Annotated in this window: 14 protein-coding genes; 8 read left to right on the top strand and 6 right to left on the bottom strand. The window is 70.7% G+C overall.

The window, feature by feature from the left end; all coding sequences use genetic code 11:
- Positions 1-17 precede the first annotated feature (17 nt).
- From ID574_RS48090 to ID574_RS48075, 4 genes are all read left to right on the top strand, one after another.
- The gene (locus tag ID574_RS48090; protein WP_188195781.1) at positions 18-1,559 is read left to right on the top strand and encodes a serine/threonine-protein kinase; all 1,542 of its coding nucleotides are present in this window, start codon (positions 18-20) and stop codon (positions 1,557-1,559) included.
- Entirely contained in the window at positions 1,556-2,539 is a 984-nt protein-coding gene (locus ID574_RS48085; RefSeq protein WP_188195780.1) for an NAD(P)-dependent oxidoreductase, read from the top strand. Before ID574_RS48090 ends, ID574_RS48085 begins: the two co-directional genes overlap by 4 nt.
- A gap of 130 nt (positions 2,540-2,669) precedes the next feature.
- Positions 2,670-4,019 (top strand): FAD-binding oxidoreductase, encoded by a 1,350-nt coding sequence (locus tag ID574_RS48080; RefSeq protein ID WP_188195898.1) that lies wholly within the window; start codon positions 2,670-2,672, stop codon positions 4,017-4,019.
- Positions 4,020-4,023: 4 nt separating this feature from the next.
- Complete coding sequence (locus tag ID574_RS48075) at positions 4,024-5,283, top strand: SAM-dependent methyltransferase (RefSeq protein ID WP_188195779.1); 1,260 nt, start codon at positions 4,024-4,026, stop codon at positions 5,281-5,283.
- A gap of 75 nt (positions 5,284-5,358) precedes the next feature.
- Here the strand turns inward: ID574_RS48075 and ID574_RS48070 are convergent, their stop codons facing one another.
- From ID574_RS48070 to ID574_RS60895, 3 genes are read right to left on the bottom strand one after another with little or no spacing between them, the layout of a single operon-like run.
- Positions 5,359-5,823 carry a HEPN domain-containing protein gene (locus tag ID574_RS48070; protein ID WP_188195778.1) on the bottom strand — a complete coding sequence of 155 codons (465 nt, stop codon included), beginning with the start codon at positions 5,821-5,823 and terminating at the stop codon, positions 5,359-5,361.
- Positions 5,820-6,413 carry a MarR family transcriptional regulator gene (locus tag ID574_RS48065; protein WP_188195777.1) on the bottom strand — a complete coding sequence of 198 codons (594 nt, stop codon included), beginning with the start codon at positions 6,411-6,413 and terminating at the stop codon, positions 5,820-5,822. Before ID574_RS48065 ends, ID574_RS48070 begins: the two co-directional genes overlap by 4 nt.
- Positions 6,410-7,075: a zinc-binding dehydrogenase gene (locus ID574_RS60895; RefSeq protein ID WP_223167832.1), complete on the bottom strand. Its 666-nt coding sequence runs from the start codon at positions 7,073-7,075 to the stop codon at positions 6,410-6,412. The genes ID574_RS48065 and ID574_RS60895 overlap by 4 nt, the downstream gene beginning before the upstream one ends.
- Before the next feature lie 149 nt (positions 7,076-7,224).
- Here ID574_RS60895 and ID574_RS60890 point away from each other — a divergent pair, with 149 nt between their 5' ends.
- From ID574_RS60890 to ID574_RS48040, 4 genes are read left to right on the top strand one after another with little or no spacing between them, the layout of a single operon-like run.
- Positions 7,225-7,674, top strand: coding sequence for a hypothetical protein (locus tag ID574_RS60890; RefSeq protein WP_223167831.1), 450 nt, complete (start codon positions 7,225-7,227; stop codon positions 7,672-7,674).
- Positions 7,675-7,684: 10 nt separating this feature from the next.
- A complete protein-coding gene (locus ID574_RS48050; RefSeq protein WP_188195775.1) occupies positions 7,685-8,986 on the top strand; it encodes a sensor histidine kinase in 1,302 nt (433 codons plus the stop codon).
- Positions 8,983-9,678 (top strand): response regulator, encoded by a 696-nt coding sequence (locus ID574_RS48045; RefSeq protein ID WP_188195774.1) that lies wholly within the window; start codon positions 8,983-8,985, stop codon positions 9,676-9,678. The genes ID574_RS48050 and ID574_RS48045 overlap by 4 nt, the downstream gene beginning before the upstream one ends.
- Positions 9,679-9,720: 42 nt before the next feature.
- Positions 9,721-10,440 carry an FkbM family methyltransferase gene (locus tag ID574_RS48040; RefSeq protein ID WP_223167830.1) on the top strand — a complete coding sequence of 240 codons (720 nt, stop codon included), beginning with the start codon at positions 9,721-9,723 and terminating at the stop codon, positions 10,438-10,440.
- Between the two features lies 1 nt (position 10,441).
- On the opposite strand, the gene ID574_RS62075 is transcribed toward ID574_RS48040, so the two are convergent.
- The 3 genes from ID574_RS62075 to ID574_RS48030 all read right to left on the bottom strand — a co-directional run bounded on the left by ID574_RS62075 (position 10,442) and on the right by ID574_RS48030 (position 12,346).
- The gene (locus ID574_RS62075) at positions 10,442-10,567 is read right to left on the bottom strand and encodes a hypothetical protein (RefSeq protein WP_262496145.1); all 126 of its coding nucleotides are present in this window, start codon (positions 10,565-10,567) and stop codon (positions 10,442-10,444) included.
- Positions 10,568-10,732: 165 nt separating this feature from the next.
- Complete coding sequence (locus ID574_RS48035; RefSeq protein ID WP_188195773.1) at positions 10,733-11,668, bottom strand: phosphotransferase; 936 nt, start codon at positions 11,666-11,668, stop codon at positions 10,733-10,735.
- A gap of 33 nt (positions 11,669-11,701) precedes the next feature.
- The gene (locus tag ID574_RS48030) at positions 11,702-12,346 is read right to left on the bottom strand and encodes an HAD family hydrolase (RefSeq protein WP_223167829.1); all 645 of its coding nucleotides are present in this window, start codon (positions 12,344-12,346) and stop codon (positions 11,702-11,704) included.
- Positions 12,347-12,482 lie beyond the last annotated feature (136 nt).

The following is a 12,482-nucleotide window of genomic DNA, read 5'->3' as shown; positions in this document are numbered from 1 at the left end:
GTCTACAGGGGACGGACATGGTTTCGGATAGCAACCGGCTCATCGCCAGGCGCTACGAGTTAGTGCGCGAGCTGGGCCGCGGGGGGATGGGCGTGGTCTGGGAGGGCCGCGACACGCTGCTCAACCGGCAGGTCGCCATCAAGGAAGTGGTGCTTCCCGAGGGGTTGTCGCCGGGCGACCAGGAACGCCAGCTCATGCGCACCGTCCGCGAGGCCCGTACGGCCGCCAAGCTCAACCACCCGTCCGTCGTCGGCATCTACGACGTCGTCGAGGAGGGCGGCCGCCCCTGGATCGTCATGGAGCTGCTGAGCTTCCCCACGGTCGAGGAGGTCGTGCTCAGCAGCGGCGCCCTGCCCGTGCGGGAGGCGGCGGACGTCGGCAGGCAGGTGCTGTCGGCGCTGAAGGCCGCCCACGCCGCCGGCATCCTGCACCGCGACGTCAAGCCCAGCAACATCCTCATGACCGACGACGGCCGCGCCGTGCTCACCGACTTCGGCATCGCCACCGTCGAGGGCGACCCGTCGCTCACCAGGACTGGCATGGTCACCGGCTCGCCGGGCTTCCTGGCCCCCGAACGCGTCCGCGGCGAGGACGCGGGACCGCCCTCCGACCTGTGGTCGCTGGGCGCCACCCTCTACGCCTGCATGGTGGGGCGTTCGCCGTTCGAGCGGGGCGACCCCATGGCCACGCTCAACGCGCTGCTCACCGAGGAGCCCGACTACCGGCGCATCCCGCCGATCTTGCATCCCATCCTGCGCGGCCTGCTGCGCAAGGAGCCCGCGGACCGCGTGGACGCCGAGGAGGCCGATCGGTTGCTGGCCGCCATCGCGGCCGCCAAGCCCGCTTCGGCCGACCGCGACGTGCCCGAGCGGACGGGCGGAGGCCGGGGGCGGACGCTGCTGGCGATGGGGGCGGCGGCGGTCGTGGTGATCGCGGCCGGCGCGTTCGGCTACTTCAAGTTCGCCTCCCCCGCCGAGGGCACGCCGCGCGCGACCGCCCAGCCCGCCGCGGCGACGAGCCCGCTCACGCCGAGCGCGACCCCGCCCCCGACGACGGAGCCGACCACGACCTCCACGCCGACGCCCAGTGTGAGGCGGACGGCGCAGGGCGTGCGGGCCTGGCAGTCGCGCGACGGCTGGTCGATCATGCGGCCGGTCGGCTGGAAGGGGGCGCGCGGTGAGGCGTACACCGAATGGACGCGCCGGGACGGAAACGCCCATCTCGGGGTCGCGGCCGTCTACTCCACCCTCGACCTGAACGAGCTCCTGCAGAGCGAGGAGGACGAGCTGCGGCAGAGCGCGGAGAACGTGGTGAACCGCGGCCGCCGCGCCGTCGCGCACCAGGGCGTCAAGGCCCTGCAGCAGGAGTTCGCCTGGACGGCGGGCACGGAGGGCCGGCCGCGCTGGGCCACCGCCGGCACCCGCTACCGCGAGATACGCAGGGCGGTGGCGATCGGCGACACCGCGTACATCCTGTCCTGGACCGTCACCGAGGACCAGTGGCTGCGCAACAGGGGGCTTATGCGGCAGGTGATCAACAGCTTTACTGTGGGGGCATGAGCCCCTGGAACCTGCTCGCCCTGCCCCCGCTCCCCGAGGAGCTGGTGCGCCGCCTGCTCGCCCCGCTCGGCGACCGGGTGGACATCCGCGTGCCCGCGGCCCGCGACCGGGACGCGCTGCTGGCGGCGCTGCCGGAGGCGGAGATCGTGCTCGGCGACTGGACCGCCACGCTCGCGCTGGACGCCGAGGCGGTCAAGGCCGCGCCTCTGCTGGCCTTCGTGCAGCAGCCGTCCGTGGGCGTGGACGGCCACGACCTCGACGCCCTGGCCGTCGCGGGGGTGCCGCTGGCCAACACACCGGGCGTCAGCGCTGTCGCGGTCTCGGAGTGGTGCCTGGCCGCCACGCTCTCGCTCTCGCGCAAGCTCGCCGAGGCGGACGCCGCCGTACGCGCCGGCGAATGGCCCCAGCAAGGCCTGCAGCCGCACGAGCTGCGCGGCCGCCGCGTCGGCGTGGTCGGCTACGGCCCGATCGGCGCGACCTGCGTCGAGATGTTCCGCGCGCTCGGCTGCCAGGTGTCGTTCTGGACCCGCACGCCCCGCGAGGACCCCGCGTTCGAGGACCTCTCCGCGCTGCTCTCGGCCAGCGACGTCGTGGTCGTCGTCATCGCGCTGTCGGACGAGACCCGTGACCTGATCGACCCGGCCCGCATGAAGCCCGGCGCCCTGCTCATCAACGCCGCGCGCGGCGGCGTGGTGAACCAGCAGGCGCTCGTGGACGCCTTGCGGAGCGGGCATCTGGCGGGGGCGGCGCTGGACGTGTTCGAGGTCGAGCCGCTGCCGGCCGGCGACCCGCTGCGCGACCTGCCGAACGTCCTGCTCTCCCCGCACGTCGCCGGCGTCACCCCGGAGGCCACGGGCCGCCTTCTCACCGCCACGCTGGAGAACCTGACCGCCGCCGTGGAGGGCCGAGAGGTGGACGGAGTGCTCAACGGTGTATCTCCCGTTGTGCGGAGGAAGTTTACGCAATCACCTACCAATTAGGCATTTCACCTGGCACGATGAACAGTTTTCGTGTCTTTAACGACCCCGGTCTGTTCGAGGTCGCGCGCGAGAGATACGGTCTTCTGGACGATCTCTACCGGCTCTAGGGGGTGCTTTCGTGACGACGACGATGTCGGCTCACCAACGGGCAGTAGAGCAGATCCGGCAGTCGTACGCCGAGATCCCAGGTGGCGCCGCCCCGCGGCTGGCCAAGTCGACGTCCAACCTGTTCAGGTTCCGCGACTCCGCGAAGACGGCCAAGCTCTCGGCCAGGGATCTCGACGAGGTCATCAGCGTCGACCCCGAGACCATGACGGCCGAGGTCCAGGGCATGACCACCTACGAGCACCTGGTCGACGCCACGCTTCCGCACGGCCTCATGCCTTACGTCGTGCCGCAGCTCAAGACCATCACGCTCGGCGGCGCCGTGACCGGGCTCGGCATCGAGTCCACCAGCTTCAGGGACGGCCTGCCGCACGAGTCGGTCGAGGAGCTCGAGATCCTCACCGGCGACGGGCGCGTCATCGTGGCCCGCGACGACAACGAGCACCGCGAGCTCTTCCGCGCCTTCCCCAACTCCTACGGCACGCTCGGCTACGCGCTCCGCATCCGGATCAAGCTCCGCAAGGTCCAGCCGTACGTGCACCTCACGCACGTCAAGTTCACCGACGCGGCCAAGTGCATGCTGGCCATGCAGGAGATCTGCGACAGCATGGTGCACGACGGCGAGAACGTCGACTTCGTGGACGGGGTCTACTTCAGCCCCGGCGAGATGTACCTCACGGTCGGCCGCTTCGCCGACCGCGCTCCCTACGCCTCCGACTACACCGGCATGCGCATCTACTACCAGTCGATCAGGCAGCGCAAGCGCGACTGGCTGACCGTCCGCGACTACCTGTGGCGCTGGGACACCGACTGGTTCTGGTGCTCGCGTGCCTTCGGCGTGCAGCAGCCCGTGGTCCGCTCGCTCATGCCGCGTCGCTGGATGCGCTCCGACGTCTACCGCCGCCTGGTCGCCCTCGACCGGAAATTCGGCGTGACCGCCCGCATCGACCGCTGGCGCAACCAGCCCGTCCAGGAGTCGGTCATCCAGGACGTCGAGACGCCGGTCGAAAGGGGCGCGGAGTTCCTGGAGTTCTTCCACGACAAGGTCGGCATGACGCCGGTGTGGATGTGCCCGCTGCGGGCCGGCTCCCGCTGGCCGCTCTACCCGCTGGAGCCCGGCAAGCTCTACGTCAACTTCGGCTTCTGGGGAATGGTGCCACTGCCACGGGGGCAGTTCGACGGCTACTACAACCGGCTCATCGAGAACGCCGTGCATGAGCTCGACGGTCACAAGTCGCTCTACTCGACGTCCTTCTACGCCCGTGAGCGGTTCTGGCAGCTGTACAACGGCGACGCCTATTGGCCGGTCAAGCGGGAATACGACCCGAACGGTCGCCTGCTGGACCTGTACGACAAATGTGTACGGGGAAGGTGAGTCGATGGCTCTCGCGAGCATCTTTGAGAAGATCGTCGGCACGGACGCAAATGTCGCGTTCACAGCCTATGACGGAAGCAAGGCGGGGCCGGACGGGGCCGACCTCGCCATCGAGGTCAAGTCCCCGATCGCGGTGGCCTATCTGGCCCAGGCCCCGGGGGAGCTGGGTCTCGCCAGGGCGTTCGTCTCCGGTCATCTCGACGTGCACGGGGACCTGTACACCCTGCTCGACCGCATGTGGAACATCACCACCAATGACCTGACGACCGCCGAGAAGCTCGCCGCGGTCCGCGCGCTGGGCATGAAGCCGCTGCTGATGCGCGTGCCGCCGCCGCCGCAGGAGGTGCGCCAGAGCACCCTGGCCCGCCTGGGCTCCCGCCACGCCAAGCAGCGTGACGCCGAGGCCATCCACCACCACTACGACGTCTCCAACCGCTTCTACGAGTGGGTGCTCGGGCCGTCCATGGCCTACACCTGCGCCGTCTTCCCCGCCGAGGACTCCACGCTCGAAGAGGCCCAGTACACCAAGTTCGACCTGGTCGCCCGCAAGCTCGACCTCAAGCCCGGCATGCGCCTGCTCGACGTGGGCTGCGGCTGGGGCGGCATGGTCATGCACGCGGCCAAGCACTATGGCGTCAAGGCCCTGGGCGTGACGCTGAGCAAGCAGCAGGCCGAGTGGGCCCAGAAGGCCATCGTCGAGGCCGGCCTGCAGGACCTGGCCGAGGTCCGCCACATGGACTACCGCGACGTCAGGGAGACCGGCTTCGACGCGGTCAGCTCCATCGGCCTCACCGAGCACATCGGCAAGGCCAACGTCCCGTCGTACTTCGAGTTCCTCCACGGCAAGCTGAAGCCCGGCGGCCGGCTCCTGAACCACTGCATCACCCGCCCGACCGGCAAGGAGAAGACCTTCAACAAGGGCGGCTTCATCAACAAGTACGTCTTCCCCGACGGCGAGCTGGAGTCGGTGGGCTGGCTGATCCGGCAGATGGAGGACCTCGGCTTCGAGATCCGCCACGAGGAGAACCTCCGGGAGCACTACGCGAAGACCCTGCGGCACTGGTGCGACAACCTGGACGCCAACTGGGAGGACGCGGTCCAGGAGGTCGGCATGGGCACGGCCCGGGTGTGGGCGCTCTACATGGCCGGCTGCATCGTGGGCTTCGAACGCAACAAGGTCCAGCTCCACCAGGTCCTGGGCGTCAAACTGGACGAGCACGGCCGCTCCGGCGTCCCCCTCCGCCCTGCGGTCAACTGGCCCTGAGACCGGCCCGAGGTGAGAGGGCGTGCTTGACCGGCCCTCTCACCCCTTCCGGCTCTCGAACGGCCGAAGAACCCATCAAAAGGGCGGCATCGAATCGATGACTTTGGCCGCGACCTCCGTGATCGCTTCGACCTTCGGTATGTCGGCGCGAACATCATCCGCGCTGAAGCCTGGCGAACCGAGCCGCGGATACTCCGCCTCGTTCCGACGCCGTCGCATCCGGTCGAACGACCGCAGGGTCTTCCCCAAAGGGGGATCGAGCTGCGCATTGACCGCTTCGTACACCGCGATGTGCCCACCCCGGCTGGTCGCCCGAAGGCCCTGATTCTCCAGAACGGCGCACAACGCTTTCCTCGCCGCGTCGTACAACAACTGATAGGCGCCGATCGGATCAGACTCCATCGCCAGACGGGCCGTTGTGAGGTGCTTCGCGGCCTGATCAAGCAGTTCCTCTGCCTGTGAACGACTGGCCACCACCTTCTCGATCTCACCCCGGCTCAGCATGCCTTCGATCGCGGCACGCCCTTGCCCCCATCTCATCTCTTCCCCTCATCGATCTTGAGGCGTACCAACGGCCGTGCCTTGATCGTTTTCAGGAACGGATCATCCTGCGAAGACTGCCATTCGTCACGGCTCAGGCGACGGATGTTCACCTCTCTGCCGAGTTGTCGCTCCGCATCCCTGGCGACGTCATAGAGATCATCTTCATCGGCGGAGCCGATGACCAGAACATCCACGTCGTTCGGCACCCTGCCTGGTTCACCTGAATACCGCGCGGCCCACGAACCATAGATGTAGGCCTCCTCGATGCCGTCCACGTCGGACAACTGTTCGCCCAACACCGCCGCGGGCCCGTAGGTCAAGGCGAGCAACTCGGTGAGAGGGCGAGCCACGGCCACATCCGTATCCGCGCGGACCATCCGCATGTTTCCGGTTCGTCGAGTGACCACCAGGCCTGCTGCCGCCAGACGATCCACTTCGCGCGTCACGGACGATGGTGACACCTCGAATCTTTTGGCGAGCTCGATCTGCGGATACTCGACCTCTGGATGCAAGAAGAGCCAGGCCAGCAGCTCTCCTTGGAACGGGGAGCGCAACAGAGGAAGCAGGCTAGGAGGAGGTTGTTTCATAACCTGAAACATAGCTTGCAGTTTGCGCAAGTCCATAGCTTGCTCGCGGCCTGTAATCGAAAATATTCGCTCGGTGAGATATGGTCTTGCGGTCGGCTCGCCGTGGCGCTGCTCATGCTGGCGGCGCTGCTGGGTGCGTTCACGTACCTCACGCTGTACGTGCAGGGTCCTCTGGGCGCGAGCCCGGCGGAGGCCGGGGCGCGGTTCCTGGCCTTCGGCGTGGTGGCCGTCATCGGGCCGCGCCAGTCCACCTCCGGCGACAGCCTTCCGGCCGCGACGAACCCGAGCAACGTCCCCAGGTCGGGGCCGACCTCGTGGACGTCGCCGAACGTGCTCATCGTCTTGGCAGGGCCGATGGAGAACAGCGAGTACGGCTCGAACACCGCCGGCTCGTCGGACGCCCATCCGATGTTCTGCACCCCGCCGCCCGGCGCGAGCAGTTTCCAGGCGGCGGCCAGCTGCGGTCCGCCCACATTGTCCAGGATGAGATCGACCGGCCGGTCGACGCCGTCCAGGCCGATCACCACTTCGTCGGGGCCCAGTTCGGCGAGGCCGTCGGCGCGGGCCGGCGAGCCGACCGAGGCGATGACGTGGGCGCCGCCGAGTGCCGCCAGCTGGACGGCGTACCGGCCCACTCCGCCCGCCGCGCCGGTGATCAGCACGCGCCGCCCCCGAACGCCGCCACCCTCGTGCCCGCGGCCGGTCCGGTGCCGTGGGCCGCCGCCCGCACGACGATCCCGCGGCGTCGTAACCGTGGACCGTGCCGGGCGGTCGCTGCCCGGCGAACGCCACTTCGCCGCGATTGAGCGAGATGTGCCGGACGTCGAGCACCACCTGGTGGGACGCGGGCACCAGCTCGGCGGCCGTGCCGAGGCGCGAGGAGAGATCACGCGACCTGTGCGAGGCGGTCTCGAACGGCCCTCCACCGCTCGGCCCCGGGGCGCCCGCACGGGAGCGGCTGCTCGCGTTCCCCAAGGGGTTGGGCGCGATCGCCGAGGGCAACGCCATCCTGCTGGCCGCGCACGAGCAGGCCTGCGCCGAGGACAAGTACGCCGGCCCGAGCTACCGGTTCTGGCACCGCCACCTCAGCGGCCTGCTCGCCGCGGAACGCCCCGATCTCGACGCGGACTTCCTTGCCCACGCGATCCTGGCCGTCTTCGACGGAGCCCTGATCCGCCACCTGACCCAGCCCGGCGGCCCCCGCTGCTTCACCCGCTCCGTCCAGGAGATGGCCACGGCCTTGATCGGCGATACCCCATAAGGTGGGGTTCATGGGGGTGCTCAGTGATGCGTACGGCGTCCGGGTGCCCACCGCGCCGGGGACGGACCAGCCGATGCTCCGGCGCTGGATGTTCGCCGTGGCGGCCGGGGCGCTCCTCGTCTACAACGCGCTGTTCTTCGCCATCAGCGCCGGGTTCGGAGTGCTGGCCGTGCCCGCCTCCGCCCTGCTCGCCGGCCCCGTGCTCTGGGCGTGCTACCGGCCCCTGCTCGCATGGGCCGTCATGACGGCCGCCGTGCCCCTCGTCACCGGCCTGGGGCTGGCGCTGGACAGCGAGATCGTCCCGCAGCCGTGGCTGTTCGACGAGACGGCGGCCCAGCTGCCCGTCTTGTACGTGCTGGCACTGTCGTCCACATGGCGCGTGACGGCGATCGCCTTCGCGGTCACCGTCGTGAGCGGGCTCGCCGTGACCGTCCCCCAGGACATGGCGCCGGACAGACTCGCCAGGAGCCTGCTGGCCTGGGTGCTGGCCCTGCTCCTCGCCGTGGTCCTCGGTCACGCCAGGCGGCTGCGGCGCCAGGCCACCTTACGGATCGCCGAGGAGTACGGGCGGGTGCGGCTCCTGGAAGAGCGGGCGCGGATCGCCAGGGAGCTGCACGACGTGGTGGCCCACCACATGTCGGTGATCGCCGTGCAGGCAGCCAGCGCGCCGTACCGGATCGAGGGCGGGGTGAGCGAGGCGGCGGCGCGGGAGTTCGCGGCCATCAACGCGGCCGCCCGCGAGTCCCTGCGTGACATGCGGCACCTGCTGGGCGCGCTGCGCGGCTCCGACGACGAGCCGCGGACCGAGCCGCAGCCGGGACTGGGCGATCTCGGCCGGCTGGCGGAGTCGGTACGGCGGGCAGGGGTGCCCGTCGAGCTCACCGTGCCCGAACCGGCGCCATCGCTTTCGCCCGTGGACTCCGTCACCGTCTACCGCATCGTCCAGGAGGCGCTGAGCAACGTCGTACGCCACGCTCCCGGCGCCCGCACCACAGTCTCCGTTCACGCGGGCGACGGCGCCGTGACAGTGACGGTGCGGAACGAGCGCCCCGCCCGGCCGGTCGGAAATGGGCAGCCGGGGACGGGACTGGGGCTGGTCGGCATGCGGGAGCGGGTGGCGGCGATCGGCGGGGAGCTGACGGCTGAGGCGAATGACAGCGGAGGCTTCACGGTGCACGCGAGGCTCCCAGCGGAAGACGGAGGCGACTGGGCCGCGCGGGCACCGGCCGAAGACGGAGGCGACCGGGCCGCGCGGGCGCCGGCCGGGGACGGCGGACGGTCCCCCGAGCCGCCGAAGGGAGACGACGAATGATCACCGTGGTGGTCGCCGACGACCAGGCGATGATCAGGGCCGGCTTCGCGGCCCTGCTCGCCGCGCAGCCCGACCTCCAGGTGGTGGGCGAGGCGGCCGACGGCCTCGAGGCGGTGGCGGCGGCCCGCGCCCTGCGGCCGGACGTCGTGCTCATGGACGTCCGCATGCCCAACCTCGACGGCCTGGAGGCCACCCGGCGCATCACCGAGGCGGGCCGCGAGACGAAGGTGCTGATCCTCACCACCTTCGACATCGACGACTACGTCTACGCCGCCCTTCGCGGCGGGGCCAGTGGCTTCCTGCTCAAGGACGCGCCCCCGGCCGACCTCGTCACGGCCGTACGCGTCGTCGCCGCCGGTGACGCGCTGCTCGCACCCTCCGTCACACGCCGGCTCATCGAGGAGTTCGCGACCAGGCGGCCCGTCGACGAGCGGGAGGCGCTGCGGCTGAACGCGCTGACCGCCCGCGAGCTGGACGTGCTCAGGCTGGTGGCCTCCGGGCTCGCCAACGCCGAGATCGCGGCCGAGCTGACGATCGCCGAGGAGACGGTGAAGTCGCACGTGGGACGGATCTTCGCCAAGCTGGGCCTGCGCGACCGGGCGCAGGCGGTGGTGCTCGCCTACGAGAGCGGCCTGGTCGTGGCCGGTCATCCCCCTGCGGGGGCACGCCGGGGCCCGAGACTGCGCTCCTGAGGGGGATCCGCCTCTCTGCACTCCCTCCCTACCGTCACCGGCATGATCAGAGTGGGAGCCGCGGCCACTGTGCTGCGGGCGGGGGCCAGGATGTCGCTCAGCGAGCCCGAACTGCTCGGGTTGGCCGGGCTCGTCCGGCCGGGAGCGGTCTGCTTCGACGTCGGGGCCGCCTACGGGATGTACACCTATCCGCTGGCCCGGCTCGCCGGACCGGCCGGTCAGGTGCACAGCTTCGAGCCGCTGCCGGTGCCGTACCGGATCCTGGAGGCCGGGTGGCGCGTGTCCGGGGCGCGCAACGTGCGGGTGACCAACGCCGCGCTCGGGTCGTCCACCGGGTATCAGCGGCTACGGCTGCCGTACCGATGGGGGCTGCCGATCCACGGCTGGGCTCACCTGCAGGAGGGGCTGAAGCGCCCGGGACGGTTCGCCGCCGCCAGGACACTGGAGGTGCCCGTCTATACCGTCGACCGGGTGTGCGAGCTGCGGGAGATCTCGCGGGTGGACTTCATCAAGCTGGACGTGGAGGGGTATGAGGCGGAGGTGCTGAAGGGGGCGGAGTGGACCATCGAGCAACACCGGCCCGCGCTGCTGCTGGAGATCGAGGACCGCCACCTCGGCAAGTACGGCAGGACCTCCGCCGAGGTGGCGGACTCGCTGATCGAGCGCGGCTACCGCATGCACGTCTGGCGCGGCCGCCGCTGGACCAGGACGGACCTGATCACCACGCGACGGCGCAACTACCTCTTCACCGCCGCGCCGTGACCTACTTCTTGTCCTTCGGCGGGGCGGCGTGTTTGCCGCGGCTCTCCTGATGCTGGTTGGCGGTGGAGCCTTCTTCGGTCTCGTCCGGCTTGTCCTTGGGGCTGTGGGGCTTCTCGTGCCGGCCCACGCGACCTCCTCTTGCATCTCATGATTGCGTGCCGTTACCGAAAGATTACAATCAGCTCCGGTCGAAGGCGAACTAGTCAGCGGCCGAGCAGCGCGAGCACACGGCCAGTCAGCGGCCGAGCAGCGCGAGCCCGCGGCCGTGCGCCTGCCCCGGGTCTGCCCGGACCTAGCGCGCCAGGCCTTCCAGGGTGGCGGTGAGCCCGTTCCAGCTCTGCTCCGCGTCCGGCGTGCGGCCGTGCGGCGAGCGGAACCAGGCCACGAACTCGGCCACGTCGTCCAGCGCCCACCGCAGCCGGTAGAGCTCCAGGGCGGCCGGATCCGGGACGCGGCTGGTGGCGTCGGCGTATCGGTCGAGGTCGGCGGAGGTCTTGGCGACGTGCATGAGGTCGCGTTCAGGGACGGCCAGCCCGACGGTGTCCCAGTCGACCAGCAGGAGCCGCCCGGCTCCCGCCCGCAGCAGGTTTCCCGGGTGCGGCTCGCCGTGCGTGACGACGGGTTCGCCGATCTTCTCGGCCCGCCGGTCGAGCTCGTCGAGGCGGCGGCGCAGCGTCCCGGCGTGGCCGGCGATCAGGGCTCTGGCGGGCTCGGCGTACGGGCCGCCCAGCCACGGCCGGTTCGTCTCCCTGATGGCGTCCTCCAGCCAGGCTCGCCCCGCCAGCTGGACCGGCCGGACAGGGGTCGAGATCGGCGGAGGTGTGCGGTGGAGCTCGGCCAGCAGGTCGATGACCAGGCCGCGCTCCTCGGGTGACCGCTCCTCGCCGAAGTGCCCGGAGGCGCCGTCCTCCAAGGGGAACACGCTCATGGCGTAGCGGTGACGGTCGAGCCGCCGCAGCGTCGTGCCGTCGGCCGCGCGCAGCGGCGCGACCACGAAGCCGAGCCCGGCCTGCTCGCGGAGGGCCGCCGCCGTCTCCATGGCCATCTGGAGCCCGTCGTACGGCCTGCGCCGCACGTCAGCGACGGTGACGAACCACCGCCCGTCCGCGACCCAGTGATAGTCGCCGAACCCCACCGGCGCGTAGTCGAGCGTGACCGCGTCGACGCCCCACTCGCGCAGCGCGGGCCTCAGCAGTTCTTCGTCGAGGTCCTCCGGCCGATCTCGCATGACCACGACGCTATCGGTCCGGGGCGCCGGATCTCATCCCATTAACACGTCGATGGCGGCGACCACGTCGGCCGCGACGTGATCGGCCCCGTCCGCCGGGCCGGCGAGGCCGCGGTCGATCCAGATCGTCCGCAGCCCGGCGGCCCGCCCGCCCGCGACGTCCTTCTCCGGGTCGTCGCCGACCATCCAGCCGCCGCCGGCCAGCGACGTGCCGCACCGTGCGGCGCCGATCTCGAACAGCCGCACGTCGGGTTTCCGCACGCCCTCCGCACCGGAGATCGCCCACCCGTCCACCCGCTCGGCCAGCCCCGTACGCCGGATCTTGCCTGTCTGGTTGTCGGCCATCCCGTTCGTCACGATCCCGATCGCCCACCCGGCCGCCCGCAGCCGATCGAGCCCGTCGAGCGCCTCCGGCCGGCACGTCACCAGGTGCGGCAGTCGCGTCCGGTAGGCGCGCCACAGGTCCTCCGCCGGCTCGGCCAGCCCGAAGTGCTCGCGTACCAGGCCGAAGAACACGTCCATGGGCATCGACCCGTCCGCGTCCGTCTCCACCAGCCACGCCGCCCCGTCCGGCCCCAGCCCCCGGGCGGCGGCGAACTCGGCGGCCCACTGCTGGAACGCGGCCAGCCGGTCGATCAGCGTGTTGTCCAGGTCGAAGAGGACGAGCGGCCGCATCATGATCAGCAGTCTAGGCCCGGCGGCATCCCCGACCTTGAGGCTCCGCATGCGCTCGCAGATCTCCGCCCGGCCGGTGGTGCGGCGGGGTAGGCGAGCCGGGCACGAAGCACGCCGGTCGCCGGTCAGGAGCGGTCGG

The sequence above is a fragment of the Nonomuraea sp. SYSU D8015 genome, assembly GCF_008065375.1.
GTDB lineage: Bacteria > Actinomycetota > Actinomycetes > Streptosporangiales > Streptosporangiaceae > Nonomuraea.
Note: the sequence above shows the minus strand (reverse complement) of the source record. Positions and strands in the feature narration are given on the sequence as shown.